The sequence below is a fragment of the Citrobacter sp. GW821-FHT07H02 genome (assembly GCF_059418505.1).
Genome location: NZ_JBWKPZ010000017.1, coordinates 93,983 through 109,482, shown reverse-complemented (window position 1 = coordinate 109,482; position 15,500 = coordinate 93,983). Strand labels below are relative to the sequence as shown.

Below are 15,500 nucleotides of genomic sequence, written 5' to 3'. Positions count from 1 at the left end.
CAGAAGTGAAACGCCGTAGCGCCGATGGTAGTGTGGGGTCTCCCCATGCGAGAGTAGGGAACTGCCAGGCATCAAATTAAGCAGTAGCCGGAGTATTCCGGTAGTTGTAGAAAAATTCGGTGGAGCGGTAGTTCAGTTGGTTAGAATACCTGCCTGTCACGCAGGGGGTCGCGGGTTCGAGTCCCGTCCGTTCCGCCACTTATTAAGAGCCCTGAGTTAACACTCAGGGCTTTTTCTTTATCTGCGATTTGGTTATTGCTAAATTCGCAAAAATCTTCTGCGTTTTACCCTCTTTTTCCTCATATCTGCCACAGCGATAATCGTCCTCTGCTAATGAACAGCATTAATAAAGAGGAATTCAATGACAATCCCTGCATTTGGTTTAGGTACTTTTCGCCTGAAAGACGACGTGGTCATCGCATCCGTAAAAACCGCTATTGAGCTGGGTTATCGTGCTGTCGATACCGCACAAATCTATGATAATGAAGCCGCAGTCGGCCAGGCAATCGCAGAAAGCAACGTATCGCGCAGCGAACTCTACATCACCACCAAGATCTGGACAGAAAACCTGAGCAAAGAGAGGCTGATCCCAAGCCTCAAAGAGAGCCTGAAAAAACTGCGCACGGACTATGTTGATTTAACCCTGATTCACTGGCCGTCACCTAATGATGCGGTGTCAGTAGAAGAGTTTATGCAGGCGCTGCTGGATGCGAAAAAACAAGGTCTGACGCGCGAAATTGGTATCTCGAACTTCACTATCCCACTCATGGAGAAAGCGATTAGCGCGATCGGTGCCGGGAATATCGCAACGAACCAGATCGAACTCTCTCCGTATCTGCAAAACCGTAAAGTGGTGGATTGGGCGAGCGAACACGGTATTCACATTACCTCCTACATGACGCTGGCTTATGGCAAAGCGTTGAAAGATGAGACGATTATTCGTATCGCAACGAAGCATAACGCCACTCCTGCTCAGGTGATTCTGGCATGGGCGATGGGTGAAGGTTATTCAGTGATCCCGTCCTCAACCCGGCGTGAAAACCTGGCAAGCAACCTGCAGGCGTTGGATCTGCAACTGGATGCCGAGGACAAAAAAGCGATCGCTGCACTGGATTGCAACGATCGTCTGGTGAGTCCGGAAGGACTGGCACCGAACTGGGATTAACTCACCTGCGTGCGGGTGGCAATGCTACCCGCATGTTCACTGAGAAAATCGATAAACGCGCGAATACGCGGGCTGACTGCCTTATCGCTGTAGTAAACCGCACTAAACGGCATCTCGATCGGAACACGATGTTCGGCGAGCAGTTCAACAAATTCTCCCCGCTCCAGCTCCTTCGCAATCATATAGTCTGACAGACACGCGATCCCGTTGCCGCTAAGGCACAGCTGCTTTATCGTCTCTCCGCTATTAGAAGAAAGCCCGCTGGTAATCTCATGAAGCTGCCCATCGCAGCAGGAGACCGGCCAGGTATTCAGCGTAGCCGGTTCGGTAAAACCTAAACAGAGATGATCTTTCAGATCGGCGACGGTTTCGGGCTTACCATACTGTGCAATGTAATCTGGCGAAGCGATAATTTTACGGTAGCTGGTAAACAGCGGACGAGCGCGAAGACTTGAATCGCTTAATGCACCGGCGCGGATCGCCACATCAACCTTCCTCTCGATAAGATTGATAAAGGTCTCCGAGGAGACTAACGAAAGAGTTACCTCCGGATAACGCTCGCGGAATGGCTTGATCAGCGGTGTCAGAAAGTTAAGCGTCACCGGTGTTGCGGCATCTATACGCAGCAATCCACGTGGGGTATTGCGCGTTTCCATAATCTCCGTCTCGGCGGCGGCCATTTCCTGCAATATTGACTGTACGCGCCTGAAATAACGCTCGCCTTCCTCTGTGAGGCTTAACTGGCGTGTTGTGCGGTTAAGCAAACCCACACCCAATTTCATTTCCAGTTTTTTGACGGCACGACTAACGGCAGAGTTAGCCTGGCCAAGTTGTTCTGCGGCGCGGCTGAAGCTACCACTTTCCACCACAGCAACAAAAATCGCGAGTTCTTCTGATGTTGCTTTCATTTTTGCACCTGAAGCAAAATTATATTGAGATTTTGGATATTTTTGTCATTAAAGCACCACTGCATACTACGTGTCATCTACTTAGTGATGATATGGAGTGACTTATGCCGTTAGCGTTACTTGCACTGACAATCAGTGCCTTTGCAATTGGCACAACCGAATTTGTGATAGTGGGTCTGGTGCCTACCATTGCCGAACAACTGGCGATCTCGTTGCCTTCTGCGGGATTACTGGTCTCAATCTACGCTCTGGGGGTCGCGATCGGCGCTCCAGTGCTGACAGCATTAACCGGACGTTTACCGCGTAAACAGTTGCTGGTTGCATTGATGGTTCTGTTTACTGCCGGGAATATTTTGGCATGGCAGGCACCTGGGTATATGACACTGGTAGTCGCTCGTCTGCTGACGGGACTGGCGCATGGTGTGTTCTTCTCTATTGGCTCGACAATTGCGACGAGTCTGGTGCCAAAAGAGAAAGCCGCGTCAGCCATTGCCATTATGTTTGGCGGCTTAACTGTTGCCCTGGTAACCGGCGTTCCGCTGGGAACATTTATCGGTCAGCATTTTGGATGGCGTGAAACGTTTCTTGCTGTCTCAATGCTCGGTATCATCGCATTGATCAGCAGCCTGATTCTGATTCCGGCGAATATACCAGGCCGCGCTGCCGCGACGATGCGCGATCAGATTCGCGTTTTAACGCACCCGCGCCTGCTGATTATCTATGCCATCACCGCGTTAGGCTACGGTGGCGTGTTTACCGCGTTTACCTTTCTGGCGCCAATGATGCAGAACCTGGCGGGTTTTTCACCGGCAGCCGTGAGCTGGATTTTGCTGGGGTATGGTGTTTCTGTTGCTATCGGCAATATCTGGGGCGGCAAGCTGGCAGATAAGCATGGCGCAGTTCCGGCGTTGAAATTTATCTTTGCCGCGCTGGTTGTGTTGTTGATGGTCTTCCAGTTCACGGCATCAGTGCAATATGCTGCGCTGGCGACCATCCTGGTGATGGGGATCTTTGCTTTCGGCAACGTGCCAGGATTGCAGGTGTATGTGGTACAAAAAGCGGAACAATTTACGCCCAATGCCGTGGATGTCGCTTCTGGTCTGAATATTGCGGCATTCAACATTGGGATTGCGATAGGGTCCATCGTGGGTGGGCAAACCGTACAGCACTTTGGTTTAGCGCAAACGCCGTGGATTGGCGCGGTGATTGTGCTGGGAGCCTTCTTACTCATGGGGGTCAGTGGCAGGCTGGATAAACCGTCACGCGTTGCCCTGGGCTAAGCTGTTGATGTAAGTGCTCGCTTACAAAACAATATGTAATTGTCCGTTGAAAGTGTGAGCTAAAATCCCTATAACAGAAGAACCAGTCCGGATCCGGGCTGGTTGACGTTATAGAGGTTTGAAAGTCAAAAGTGCGAAAAAACACCTATGCCATGCGCTATGTCGCCGGACAACCTGCAGAACGGATTTTACCGCCTGGGTCGTTTGCGAGTATCGGCCAGGCATTACCCGCCGGAGAGCCGTTAAGCAGTGAAGACCGCATTCGGATCCTGGTGTGGAATATCTTCAAACAGCAGCGTGCCGAATGGCTGTCGGTGCTGAAGAACTTCGGCAAAGATGCGCATCTTGTTTTACTGCAGGAAGCGCAAACCACGCCAGAGTTGGTGCAGTTTGCAACGGCGAACTATCTGGCCGCCGACCAGGTTCCGGCGTTTGTTCTGCCTCAACATCCTTCTGGCGTGATGACGCTTTCAGCCGCTCACCCTGTTTACTGCTGCCCACTGCGCGAACGCGAGCCGATCTTACGCCTGGCGAAATCTGCGCTGGTAACGGTCTATCCGTTGCCTGATTCGCGATTATTGATGGTCGTAAATATCCATGCGGTTAATTTCAGCCTGGGGGTCGATGTATACAGTAAGCAGTTACTTCCTATCGGCGACCAGATTGCACATCACAGCGGCCCGGTGATAATGGCGGGCGATTTCAATGCCTGGAGCCGCCAGCGCATGAATGCGCTGTATCGCTTTGCGCGTGAAATGTCGCTTCGTCAGGTGCGCTTTACGGATGATCAGCGCCGTCGGGCCTTTGGCCGTCCTCTCGATTTTGTCTTTTATCGTGGTCTGAACGTTAGTGAAGCCTCTGTACTGGTCACGCGCGCGTCCGATCATAACCCACTACTCGTTGAATTCAGTCCCGGCAAACCTGACCAATAGGTGTGTCAGGTCTGCCGTAGGGCAGGCCAGTAGCGGTGCTGCCCTTTACCTCCCAACCAGAAAAGGGCAATACAATGACAACACACTCTCATCATGACAACGTCGAAAAACAGTTCGGTTCGCAGGCGAATGCCTATTTAACCAGTGCCGTACACGCCACTGGCCGTGATTTACAGCGTCTGGCGCAAAGACTGTCTGCATTTCCTCTGGCTCACGTTCTGGACATGGGGTGCGGAGCGGGGCATGCCAGTTTTATTGCCGCGCAGGCTGTGCAGCGCGTTGTGGCGTATGACTTGTCCTCGCAAATGCTGGAAGTGGTTGCGCAAGCTGCGAGTGAGAAAGGGTTAAGTAATATTTCTACGCGGCAAGGTTATGCCGAAAAGTTACCCTTCGACGATCACGCGTTTGATGTGGTTATCAGCCGTTATTCAGCCCATCACTGGCATGATGTTGGCATGGCGCTGCGTGAGGTGTACCGTGTATTGAAACCGGGTGGCAGACTGATAATGATGGATGTGATGTCGCCAGGGCATCCGGTTCGTGACATCTGGTTGCAGACGGTTGAAGCGTTGCGTGATACCTCGCATGTGCGGAACTATTCAAGCGGCGAGTGGCTGTCTTTCATTAATAATGCAAATTTGGTCGTCGACACGCTGCTGACCGATCGTTTGCCCCTGGAATTCAGCTCATGGGTAGCACGGATGCGCACACCGGCCGCATTAGCACAAGCCATACGCATGTATCAGGAGAGCGCATCGGGGGAGGTGAAGGGCTACTTTGCGTTGCAGGAGGATGGTTCCTTTACCAGCGACACCATCATGATTGAAGCGTGTAAAGCGTAAATAAAAAAGGCACCGGGGGAATCGGTGCCTTTTTCACATTATGCTGATCAGGAGTCTGGCATACCGTTGTTTTTCACAAACAACGTTAGCTGATCGCCGGGCTGCAGATTATCCGTATCGTTGTTCCAGCGCATCACATCTTTGATGTTAACGCCGTGACGTTTAGCGATGCTCGAAAGAGAATCCCCTTTACGCACACGATAGGTAATACTGTCACTGTTGTTAGCCAGTCGCTGCGCGCTAGTGCCCGCGCCAACCGTCAAACTTTGCCCAACTTTCAGGCTAGAACCACGCAGATTGTTCCACTGCTTCAGATCGCTTGCTTTCACGCCAAGACGCGAAGCGATGCCCGAAAGCGTGTCGCCAGAACGAACCGTGTAGTTACGGCTGTTCAGTGGCGTATTATCTGCAACTAACGTTGACTGTACTGCCGCAATTTCGCCGGAAGCCAGAGATTCACGCAGTTGTGCTGCATGCTTCTTTGGAATCATCACGTATTGCGGGCCGCTTGCACCCAACGTGGAGCCTTTCACGCCAGCATTAAACGTCTTTAGCTTGCTGACGGAAATCCCCGCCATATCTGCAACCTGCGCCATTTCTACCGGGCTGCTCAAGCGAACACGCGCCAACGCCCGACTTTCGTCTGTCGTAGGCAGACGCACGCCATAGCGTTTGCTGTTTTTGAGAATATCGCTCAAAGCCAGCATTTTTGGCACGTACTGCTTCGTTTCCTGAGGTAATGGAAGTGACCAAAAGTCCGTCGCTTTGCCACGAGCTTTGTTCGCTTTCATCGCCTTCATAACGCGACCTTCGCCGCTATTATAAGCCGCTACGGTCAACAGCCAGTCGCCGTCAAACATTTTGTTCAGACGTTGCATCATGTCCAGCGCCGCCGTTGTGGATGCCACAACATCGCGACGAGCATCATAACTGCGCGTCTGTTTTAAACCATAATTGCGCCCCGTGCTCGGAATGATCTGCCAAATGCCAGCTGCATTGGCGCCAGACGTCGCGTGAGGATCAAAAGCGCTCTCCACTATGGGTAGTAGTACCAGTTCCATAGGCATGTTACGTTTTTTAACTTGCCCGGCTATCCAGTACATATACGGCTCTGCCCGTAAAGTTACATCGTGGAGATAGCTCTTATTGCGTAAATATTTCTGTTTCTGTTCGCGAATCCGGTTATTTTCCGGAATTCCCATCTTTAGCTCGTCACCAATGAAAGCCCACAGGTCTTGATCCGGCGCGATAGACGTCCCATCGTCCATCCATCGAGCCTGACTCGTAAACTTTCCTGCTTCCCCTTGACCAGCTGCAGAAAGGCTCTGTGCGTGCTGTTGAACACCAGCGTTCTGAGACGACTGGCACCCCACGAGCAGGACAGAGGCGAGTAAAATCGCTTTTGCCTTCATGTGTGTGTCAATAGTTGCTTAAAAGACGACCGATCATAACGGCGAAGTTTGCGAATGACAAGTAGGAATTGTCAGAACCTGTCTTTCTTTGACCTTAACCAGGCAAAACGCTCTTCAGGGTGTTGCAATATTGTTTCTTTGTTTATTTCATTAATTAAATCAATATCTTCCGTTCTGAGAAAAATATTGTTTTTCCGCTCATTTTTCAGAATTACGGGTAGTGTCATTTGGTTTTTTGCGCGTAACTCATTAACTTTACGATAATATTCATTTATGAACGAATCGTGCGGTAGGATGCTGAGTGCAAACTTAATATTTGATAAAGTATATTCATGGGCGCTACACACCAGAGTATCATCAGGAAGCGTGCATATTTTTTTAAGTGATTGATACATTTGGAGTGCTGAACCTTCAAATAAACGCCCACATCCCCCTGAAAACAGAGTATCTCCGCAAAATAGATAAGGGTGGCTAAAGTAACAGATATGTCCTAAAGTGTGACCCGGTGTGGCAAATACACTAAATTCATGCCCTAAAATGAAGGCACTTTCGCCATCTTTGACTACCTGAGTCGTTCCCTTATCTTGTGTCTCTGCCGGTCCGTAAACCACAATTTTAGGAAAATGCTCACGGAGTTCTTTCACGCCGCCAACGTGATCCTGATGATGATGAGTGAGCAAAATCGCTTCCGGTTGCCAGTTATGCTCCGCAATCGCATCCAACACCGGTTTTGCGTCACCGGGATCGACAATCAGGCAATGTCCTTCATTATTAGTAAGAACCCAGATGTAATTGTCCTGAAACGCGGGAATACTGTTAAGATTCATAGATTACCTCTCAAACGTAGCGGAAGGTCGTGATGAAACCGGCAAGGATCCCTCAAACTGCTATAGCACCTGAATGTTGGGGCGATCTGCCCTGGGGTGAGTACTATCGTGAGGCGCTGGAACAACAACTTAACCCGTGGTTCGCTAAAATGTATGGTTTTCACCTGCTTAAGGTCGGTAATTTAAGCGCAGAAATCAACTCGGAAGCGTGCGCTGTCTCCCACCAGGTAAATGTTTCCGCACAAGGTTCGCCGGTCCAGGTTCAGGCCGACCCATTGCATCTTCCCTTTGCCGACAAATCTGTTGATGTGTGTTTGTTGGCGCATACGTTGCCCTGGTGCGCAGATCCGCATCGTTTACTGCATGAAGCCGATCGTGTGTTAATTGATGATGGCTGGATTGTGTTAAGCGGGTTCAATCCTGTGAGCCTGATGGGATTACGCAAGTTGGTGCCGGTATTACGTAAAACGAGCCCCTATAACAGCCGAATGTTTACGCTTATGCGTCAGTTCGACTGGTTATCCCTGCTGAATTTTGAAGTGTTACACTATAGCCGCTTTCACGTCTTGCCCTGGGCAAAGCAGGGCGGGAAGCTGTTGAGTGCGCATGTTCCGGCATTGGGTTGTCTGCAGCTTATTGTCGCGCGCAAGCGAACCATTCCGCTTACGCTTAACCCAATGAAACAAAATAAAAACACAGCGCGGATTCGACAAACTGTCGGTGCGACCCGCCATTACCGTAAACCCGACGTCTAAGCTTCCGGCTGATACCCGGTGTCTTTCTGAGTGGGATTCATTGCGGCGGCACGTGCAAGCTCATCGCAGCGTTCGTTTTCCGGATGGCCGGCATGGCCTTTTACCCATTCCCATTTAATTTGGTGCTGGCCCAACGCCGCGTCGAGACGCTTCCAGAGATCAACGTTCTTCACTGGTTTTTTATCTGCGGTTTTCCAACCACGTTTTTTCCAGTTGTGGATCCATTGCGTAATCCCCTGGCGGACGTACTGACTGTCCGTACTGAGCACAACGTTGCAGTGCTCCTTCAGTGCTTCCAGCGCGACAATGGCCGCCATCAACTCCATGCGGTTATTCGTCGTGAGGGTATACCCTTCGTTGAAGGTTTTTTCGCGGCCGCGATAGCGTAAAATAGCGCCGTAACCGCCAGGCCCTGGATTGCCGAGACAAGAACCATCGGTGAAAATTTCTACCTGTTTAAGCATCTCTGGTAGACTTCCTGTAATTTGAAATCGAACTGTAAAACGACAAGTCTGACATAAATGACCGCTATGAGCACTGCAATTACACGACAGATCGTCCTGGATACCGAAACCACGGGTATGAACCAGATCGGCGCGCACTACGAAGGGCACAAGATTATTGAAATTGGTGCTGTCGAGGTGGTCAATCGTCGTCTGACGGGGAATAACTTCCACGTCTACCTTAAACCTGACCGGCTGGTGGACCCGGAAGCGTTTGGGGTGCACGGTATTGCAGATGAATTTTTGCTCGATAAACCGACGTTTGCCGAGGTAGCCGATGAGTTCCTCGATTACATTCGGGGCGCTGAACTGGTTATTCATAACGCGTCGTTTGATATCGGCTTTATGGATTATGAATTCAGTAAACTCCATCGCGACATCCCGAAGACGAACACCTTCTGCAAAGTGACCGATAGCCTGGCGCTGGCGAGGAAGATGTTTCCTGGCAAGCGTAACAGCCTCGATGCATTGTGCTCACGTTATGAAATAGACAACAGCAAACGAACCCTGCACGGCGCATTGCTCGATGCCCAGATTCTGGCCGACGTTTATCTGATGATGACGGGCGGTCAAACGACGATGGCTTTTACGATGGAAGGGGAAAGCCAGCAGCAGCAGGGTGAGGCGGGGATCCAACGCATTGTTCGTCAGGCGGGTAGGTTACGCGTTGTTTTAGCCACTGATGAAGAGCTGGCGGCGCATGAGTCGCGTCTTGACCTTGTTCAGAAGAAGGGCGGAAGTTGTCTCTGGCGAGCCTAGTTTGCCTTTTTACGCGCTAAAAATAACCTCTCGGGCGATTTTTACAGCAAACGATTCGAAACGTGAGAAAAAGCGTTGACGAGATGCGAAGCAATCCGTAATATTCGCTTCGTTCCCAAGCGGAACACAACGCGGAGTGGTAGTTCAGTTGGTTAGAATACCTGCCTGTCACGCAGGGGGTCGCGGGTTCGAGTCCCGTCCATTCCGCCACTATTCAGAAGGCCTGAATCAGAAATGATTCAGGCCTTCGTCGTTTTCATATTTGTATTTTCCCCCGGTATGCCATTCCCCTTTGGTTTGTTACCTTCCTCCTGGAGCCGCTCACCGATCTCTCCCTCAACACAATTGTTGCGCTTTCGTGGAGTAGACTCTCGCCCGACGACTTCCTGCCAGCGAACACGGCAGGGAAGGCGCCGGTAAATACAGCACACCATGTCATCTTTAATCTGACGAAGATTACTGAGCGGTTAACCTGAAAAGCGATTCATCACGCAGGCTAAGCGGGGTGAAAAACTATCACCGATAATGATCGTTTCTTTATTAATGCGTTTCAGCATGTACAGTTTGTCGACGCGTTTGTAGGCGTCGAAAAAAAGATAATCGATTTCATCTGCTGCATCATCATCGGGGGCTTTTTCACGTCCGTCGGGGGTGAGGGTGAAAACGCCTGCGGTATGGCCGAGTGGGCTGGCGTAGCGAAAGAACAGTTTACGGTCAACAGTGAACTCGCCCTCATCGCTTTTGAACTTCCCTTGTACTGACAGTGAAAGGTGCCCGGAGTTGTAGCTGGTTATCAACAGGATCCCATTGAGTACCTTTTTCGAGTTATGGACGTCGAGTATCGACGTGAATTCCGAAGAGCAGGAAAAATTGATCTCTTTTTTCTTCGCATCTCCGGTAATGATGAGGAAGGCGATAGCCGCCAGCCCACAAATGGTAATCACGACTGACCACAATAAAGGAGAGTGATCGCTTTCCGGCTTCATATCATTCCTCATGATGACGATACAGGCTGGCACAGTGGTAATAGCCGAGGTTAAGACCGCATTCAGCAGCAAACGACCAGTCAATCAGATTATGGTTGCTCGACCAGGTATTGAGATAGAGATCTTTCGTGTGTGAACAGTCCGGGTTAATGCCAACGGACTGGAAAATATCCCGCGCCTTCTTTTCGGTAATGGTGTCGGTGAGGGCATTACCTAAAATATGCACACGGCATTTCTCATAGTTGATCGTCCTGAGAATAGAAGCATCCGTCATGTAGATTTCATTAGGTATCCAGGTCAACCAGGCCGTCGCCAGCACAGCAATGCCGGTAATTAATGCGGTTATCGCAACAGGCCATCGGTTATGCTTCTTCTTCTTTTGTGCCGGCATCGAGGTGGGAGTTTTGTCAGGAATCTGTACCTCTTCCCGTTGCTGAATATTGATACTGACATCGCCCATTCGAAATCCCATACGGGGAATCGTCACGATGAATTCTGCAGGGTGTCCCGTTGACGTTATTGCTTTGCGTAGAAATGAAATATGCTGGTTGAGATTAGCATCTGTCGCTCTGGCTCCATTGTGCTGGAAAACATTCAGCAGAATCTCGTCGCGCGTGGAAATCTCTTTACCATTTTGCAATAAATACAGCAGTAATAGTGATGCTACATTATTCAGTGTGGCCGTTTCACCAGAGGTTAGGTCTTTTAGCGTATTTTTATGCGGTCTAAAAATAAGGCCATCACCGATAATTACGGATTTGATTTTTTTTATTGGTATATGAGAAATCACTGATGTCTCCTTTAAGGCAGGAAATCTCGCATTCGAGTGGTTAAGGCAATAGCATAACATAATTCATTTATAAAAAATGGTTGTACCAAAGAACGTTTTTTTAATGTTTTCATAACAATATTTTAATATCCTTTTCTGAAATTACCAATTCTTCTTCTCGTCTTCGCTATCTTATTGTCATGGCTCACATTTGATATCCATTGTCATTTTTACAAAATATTCATAAATACTTTTTTTTATCATTTAAGCTAAATTAAAAAATACAGAACAGATAAAAATATTATAAATAATATAAAAAGTAGTGTTTTGTGCTAGTTTTTGTGTTTTGTTTGGTCTGTTTTTCGTGATCGATCCGTTCAGTGGCTGTGAAACAACACGATTCCCTGAGTTTGATGGAGAGCAGGTTTTCTCGTTGTCTCATTTTTTCAACGACTTAATATAAACCCCGAAACAGCGTGAACGGCTGTGGAGGGTATTCCGTATGTAATGCCTGTGAAGTTCAAAATAAGGAGTAGCTTGAGAGGGATTATCTGCAAGGAAATGCACCGCTGCTACCTGAATATCAGGATTTCCCAGACAAAAATCGTCTGCGGGAATAGAACGTCGAAATAACCAAAAATAGATATAAGGTTAAGATTTAATATGAAAATGAAAAACGTGGCTATGGCCTGTGCGCTGATGGCGGGAATGACTTTTACTGCCGCTTCTAGTTTTGCTGCTGAGAAGGTAGAACCGACTAACGGTAAAATTCATTTCACCGGTTCTTTGGTGAATTCCGCATGCGGTCTGGCTCCTGAATCTAGCCCAGTACAGGTAAATTTTGGCGAGATCCCGACGTCTCAGTTAAAAGACAATCAGCGTGCTGGTGTTAAGCATGCCAAAATCGTTCTGCAGGGTTGTGATACGACAGTCGCGAAAACCGCTACCGTGACCTACACCCCGGCAACAATTGACAAGGACAACAACGCGCTGGCTGCATTCACCTCTGGTACTGCGCAGGGCGCGGGCATCGGTATGATTGACAGCGGCAACCAGGAAGTGAAATGGGGCGAAGCCGCTTCCGAGGTCAACATCACCGACGGCGAAACCGATATCGATTTCGTGGCTTACCTGCAGGCGAGCAACGCCTCTGCAGCGGTGACTCCAGGTGATTTCGAATCCACCGTTAATTTCCAGATCGACTATCAGTAATGATCTGCTGCGGGCGCATTATTGCGCCTGCTTAACCCTTCCTGCGATTCACTGAAAGGAAATGCGGTTATGCCTGGATGGCGAACGTTACTGCTTTTTATCTTTATATCGCCTGCATGGGTTATGGCTGGCACAGATCATATCGCCAGTACGCCCGGCAAAATGCGGATGCGGGGAAATATTATTGAGGCTGCCTGCTATGTCGATCCGCGGGACCGCTCGCTGCTGGTCGAATTTGACGACCTCTCCGCCAGGGATATTTCCGGGAAGCCCGAAAAAGTCTCGGCGCACGATTTCAGTATTCATTTGTTGGGATGTTCATTAGGGGATTCTCAACACCCAGGGAATGTGTTTCAACGCGCCAATATTACCTTTTCCGGCGCATCCGATCGCGATAATTCCGATTATCTGAGCGTGCAGTCGGAAACTGAAAATTTAGCGATAGAAATATATGACAGCAAAGGACAGCAAATTCATCTGGGCGAACCATCACCGGACTATGCGCTTAACCCAGGAAAAAATACGCTCAATTTTACGGCTTATTTGATCTCCCGCGACGGACGAATGACATCCGGTGAATTTACCGCGGCCACGCATTTTGTTGTGAATTATCTCTGAGCTGCACTGGCAATTCGGGTATCTGAAGGTTTGCGAACGAAAATGATCACGCTGAAAACAGATAAAACACGTCTGGCGCTTTTTATTGCTCTGGTCTGCGCTTCTTCATGGGTTGAAGCGGATGAGTCAATTGAATTTAATACCGACGTTCTGGATGCCAGCGACAGGCAGAATGTAGATTTGCAGCGCTTTTCTGAAGGCAACTTTGTCACACCCGGCGAATATCTTCTGGATGTTCGCATTAATGGTCAGGAGATCCCACAGCAGTCGATCCGCTATATTGTCGATCCTGAAAATAAACATAAATCCATGGCATGCCTGACGCCGGAACAGCTTGAGTTACTGGCGCTCAAAGAAGAGGCGCTGGTGCATATTCGTCCGGTTACTGCGACCTGCTATGACATTTCCCGTTTGCCGGGGGTGGCATTAAATAACAGCGCCGGGGTGCTGGACATTACCGTGCCGCAGGCATGGATGAAATATACCGATCCTGACTGGACGCCGCCGGAACGTTGGGATAATGGCGTGGCGGGGTTGATATTTGACTACAGCATCTCGGGTCAGACCACACACTACGAACAAGGCGGCGGTCATTACCGCTCTCTGTCGGGCTACGGTCAGACAGGATTTAACCTCGGCGGCTGGCGTTTTCGCGGACAGTATCAGGCTGATTACTCCTCGGATAATAATCGGGGAAGTATTGACTGGGACCAGATCTACGCCTATCGCCCGTTGCCGATGCAGGCCGCTAAGCTGACGGTAGGCGAAATCTACCTGAATTCTCAGGTATTTGATTCGGTGCGTTTCACAGGCGTTAACCTCGCCAGCGACGAGCGCATGCTACCGCCGAATTTGCAGGGCTACGCGCCTGAAGTTCACGGTATCGCCCGCAGTAACGCAAAAGTGACCGTCAGCCAGCAGGGGCGAGTCATCTATCAAACCACCGTCCCTGCGGGGCCGTTTAATATTCAGGATCTGCACGGCTCGGTACGCGGCACGCTGGATGTAAGAATCGAAGAGCAAGATGGCGCCGTACAAACCTTTCAGGTCAACACGGCCGATATTCCTTATCTGACACGTCCTGGCTACGTGCGATACAACACCGCCGTCGGTAAGCCTTCGCGTTATAACCACGACGTTCAGGGACCGGCGTTTTACAGCGGCGATTTTTCATGGGGGGTCAGTAATGCGTGGTCTCTGTATGGCGGTGCGCTGCTGGCCGGTGAGCGCTATAACGCCTGGTCGATGGGTATCGGGCGTGATCTGAGCTGGCTGGGCGCGTTGTCGGCTGATGCCACGCAATCCGTGAGCCGGGTGAAGCATCAGGATGAGAAAAAAGGCATGTCCTTTAAGCTCAGCTATGCCAAAACCTTTGATGAATACAACAGTGCCATCACCTTTGCGGGTTACCGCTTTTCGCAGCGAAACTTCCGCTCTTTCTCGCAGTTCCTCGACGAACAGTATGAGAATAACGACAGTGTCGGGAACGAAAAAGAGATGTACACCATCACCGGCAACAAGACCTTTTTTGCTGACGATCCGCGTTTGGCCACGACGCTATACCTGACCTACACCCACCAGAACTACTGGGACCGCCGTTCACAGGATCGTTACGGGATGTCGATGGGGCACAGCTTTTCGTTCGCCGGGATTCGGGGGATTAGCACCAACCTTTCGGCTTACCGCTCTGAGTATCAGGGAAAACGGGATGACAGCCTCTCGCTCTCCCTCTCAATTCCGTGGAACGATGGTCGTTCAATGGATTATGAGCTGCAAAACAGCGGCAACCAGACCAGCCAGATGGTTTCGTATTCCGATAACCGCGATAGCAACAACCCGTGGCGTCTGCGCGCCGGGGTCTCTGGTGAAGGGCGCACTGCGTTTGATGGCTATTACAAGCACCGCAGCATGATGGCGGAGCTGGAATCGAACGTCAGCTGGCAGCAGTCACGCTATTTCTCAGTTGGCGGCACGATGCGTGGCGGCTTCACCGCGACGCGTCACGGTGCGGCGCTACACAACAGCCAGGCGTCGATGAACACCGCCCGCGTGATGGTCGATACCGACGGTGTCGCTAACGTGCCGCTGAACGGTGAACAGGCGCATTCGAACCGCTTCGGCATTGCCGTGGTGCCGGATGTCGTGAGTTATCACAGCTTTGATACCCGCATCGACGTGGACGCGATGGATGAAGACATTTCCGCCACCAAAGCCATCGTCACCAATACCCTGACGGAAGGGGCGATTGGCTATCAGCGCTTTGCCGTGGCTCAGGGGCAAAAAATGATGGCGATGTTGCGCCTGAAAGATGGCTCTGTGCCGCCGTTTGGTGCCGAAGTATTCAATGCCAACGGCGTCAGTGTCGCCATGGTGATGGAAAACGGCGTGGCCTGGATTGCCGGTGTGAATCCTGCCGAACGTCTTTCCGTTGCCTGGGGCGGTCGTGCGCAGTGTCACTTACAGGTGCCGCAACAACTCAATCCGGAAGGCAACGTGCTGTTGCCTTGTGAATAATTTCCATAACTTGAATGA

The 15,500-nt window shown here is 50.3% G+C and carries 15 protein-coding genes and 2 tRNA genes; 11 read left to right on the top strand and 6 right to left on the bottom strand.

Annotation, left to right across the window (positions count from 1 at the left end):
• Positions 1–121: 121 nt before the first annotated feature.
• Both AC07NP_RS16625 and dkgB read left to right on the top strand, forming a co-directional pair.
• Positions 122–198: transfer RNA gene (locus tag AC07NP_RS16625), tRNA-Asp, on the top strand.
• A gap of 163 nt (positions 199–361) precedes the next feature.
• Entirely contained in the window at positions 362–1,165 is an 804-nt protein-coding gene (gene dkgB, locus AC07NP_RS16620; RefSeq protein WP_494661124.1) for a 2,5-didehydrogluconate reductase DkgB, read from the top strand.
• Here the strand turns inward: dkgB and yafC are convergent.
• Positions 1,162–2,073: a DNA-binding transcriptional regulator YafC gene (yafC, locus tag AC07NP_RS16615; protein ID WP_494661123.1), complete on the bottom strand. Its 912-nt coding sequence runs from the start codon at positions 2,071–2,073 to the stop codon at positions 1,162–1,164. The genes dkgB and yafC overlap by 4 nt on opposite strands.
• Positions 2,074–2,177: 104 nt before the next feature.
• Here yafC and AC07NP_RS16610 point away from each other — a divergent pair, with 104 nt between their 5' ends.
• The 3 genes from AC07NP_RS16610 (at position 2,178) to AC07NP_RS16600 (ending at position 5,127) form a co-directional block, all read left to right on the top strand.
• Positions 2,178–3,353, top strand: coding sequence for an MFS transporter (locus tag AC07NP_RS16610; RefSeq protein ID WP_494661122.1), 1,176 nt, complete (start codon positions 2,178–2,180; stop codon positions 3,351–3,353).
• A gap of 131 nt (positions 3,354–3,484) precedes the next feature.
• The gene (locus AC07NP_RS16605; RefSeq protein WP_494661121.1) at positions 3,485–4,285 is read left to right on the top strand and encodes an endonuclease/exonuclease/phosphatase family protein; all 801 of its coding nucleotides are present in this window, start codon (positions 3,485–3,487) and stop codon (positions 4,283–4,285) included.
• 74 nt (positions 4,286–4,359) lie between these two features.
• Entirely contained in the window at positions 4,360–5,127 is a 768-nt protein-coding gene (locus AC07NP_RS16600) for a class I SAM-dependent methyltransferase (RefSeq protein WP_494661120.1), read from the top strand.
• 47 nt (positions 5,128–5,174) lie between these two features.
• Here the strand turns inward: AC07NP_RS16600 and mltD are convergent, their stop codons facing one another.
• Together mltD and gloB are read right to left on the bottom strand one after the other, a co-directional pair.
• Complete coding sequence (mltD, locus tag AC07NP_RS16595; protein WP_494661119.1) at positions 5,175–6,539, bottom strand: murein transglycosylase D; 1,365 nt, start codon at positions 6,537–6,539, stop codon at positions 5,175–5,177.
• 71 nt (positions 6,540–6,610) lie between these two features.
• A complete protein-coding gene (gene gloB, locus AC07NP_RS16590) occupies positions 6,611–7,366 on the bottom strand; it encodes a hydroxyacylglutathione hydrolase (protein WP_494661118.1) in 756 nt (251 codons plus the stop codon).
• 32 nt (positions 7,367–7,398) lie between these two features.
• Between gloB and AC07NP_RS16585 the strand changes: the two genes are divergently transcribed.
• Complete coding sequence (locus tag AC07NP_RS16585) at positions 7,399–8,121, top strand: class I SAM-dependent methyltransferase (protein WP_494661117.1); 723 nt, start codon at positions 7,399–7,401, stop codon at positions 8,119–8,121.
• Here AC07NP_RS16585 and rnhA read toward each other — a convergent pair.
• Positions 8,118–8,585: a ribonuclease HI gene (rnhA, locus tag AC07NP_RS16580; protein WP_494661116.1), complete on the bottom strand. Its 468-nt coding sequence runs from the start codon at positions 8,583–8,585 to the stop codon at positions 8,118–8,120. The genes AC07NP_RS16585 and rnhA overlap by 4 nt on opposite strands.
• A 66-nt stretch (positions 8,586–8,651) precedes the next feature.
• Here rnhA and dnaQ point away from each other — a divergent pair, with 66 nt between their 5' ends.
• A complete protein-coding gene (gene dnaQ, locus AC07NP_RS16575; RefSeq protein WP_490468546.1) occupies positions 8,652–9,383 on the top strand; it encodes a DNA polymerase III subunit epsilon in 732 nt (243 codons plus the stop codon).
• 133 nt (positions 9,384–9,516) lie between these two features.
• Positions 9,517–9,593 (top strand) — tRNA-Asp (locus AC07NP_RS16570).
• 257 nt (positions 9,594–9,850) lie between these two features.
• Here the strand turns inward: AC07NP_RS16570 and AC07NP_RS16565 are convergent.
• Both AC07NP_RS16565 and AC07NP_RS16560 read right to left on the bottom strand, forming a co-directional pair.
• A complete protein-coding gene (locus AC07NP_RS16565; RefSeq protein WP_494661115.1) occupies positions 9,851–10,369 on the bottom strand; it encodes a hypothetical protein in 519 nt (172 codons plus the stop codon).
• A gap of 1 nt (position 10,370) precedes the next feature.
• Positions 10,371–11,159 carry a winged helix-turn-helix domain-containing protein gene (locus AC07NP_RS16560; protein ID WP_203358836.1) on the bottom strand — a complete coding sequence of 263 codons (789 nt, stop codon included), beginning with the start codon at positions 11,157–11,159 and terminating at the stop codon, positions 10,371–10,373.
• Between the two features lie 642 nt (positions 11,160–11,801).
• On the opposite strand from AC07NP_RS16560, the gene AC07NP_RS16555 reads away from it, so the two are divergent.
• The 3 genes from AC07NP_RS16555 (at position 11,802) to AC07NP_RS16545 (ending at position 15,482) form a co-directional block, all read left to right on the top strand.
• Positions 11,802–12,350, top strand: a complete 549-nt coding sequence (locus tag AC07NP_RS16555) for a fimbrial protein (protein WP_203358835.1) — start codon at positions 11,802–11,804, stop codon at positions 12,348–12,350.
• Between the two features lie 123 nt (positions 12,351–12,473).
• Positions 12,474–12,968: a fimbrial protein gene (locus AC07NP_RS16550; protein ID WP_494661114.1), complete on the top strand. Its 495-nt coding sequence runs from the start codon at positions 12,474–12,476 to the stop codon at positions 12,966–12,968.
• Positions 12,969–13,010: 42 nt separating this feature from the next.
• Positions 13,011–15,482 (top strand): fimbria/pilus outer membrane usher protein, encoded by a 2,472-nt coding sequence (locus AC07NP_RS16545; RefSeq protein ID WP_494661113.1) that lies wholly within the window; start codon positions 13,011–13,013, stop codon positions 15,480–15,482.
• Positions 15,483–15,500: the final 18 nt, after the last annotated feature.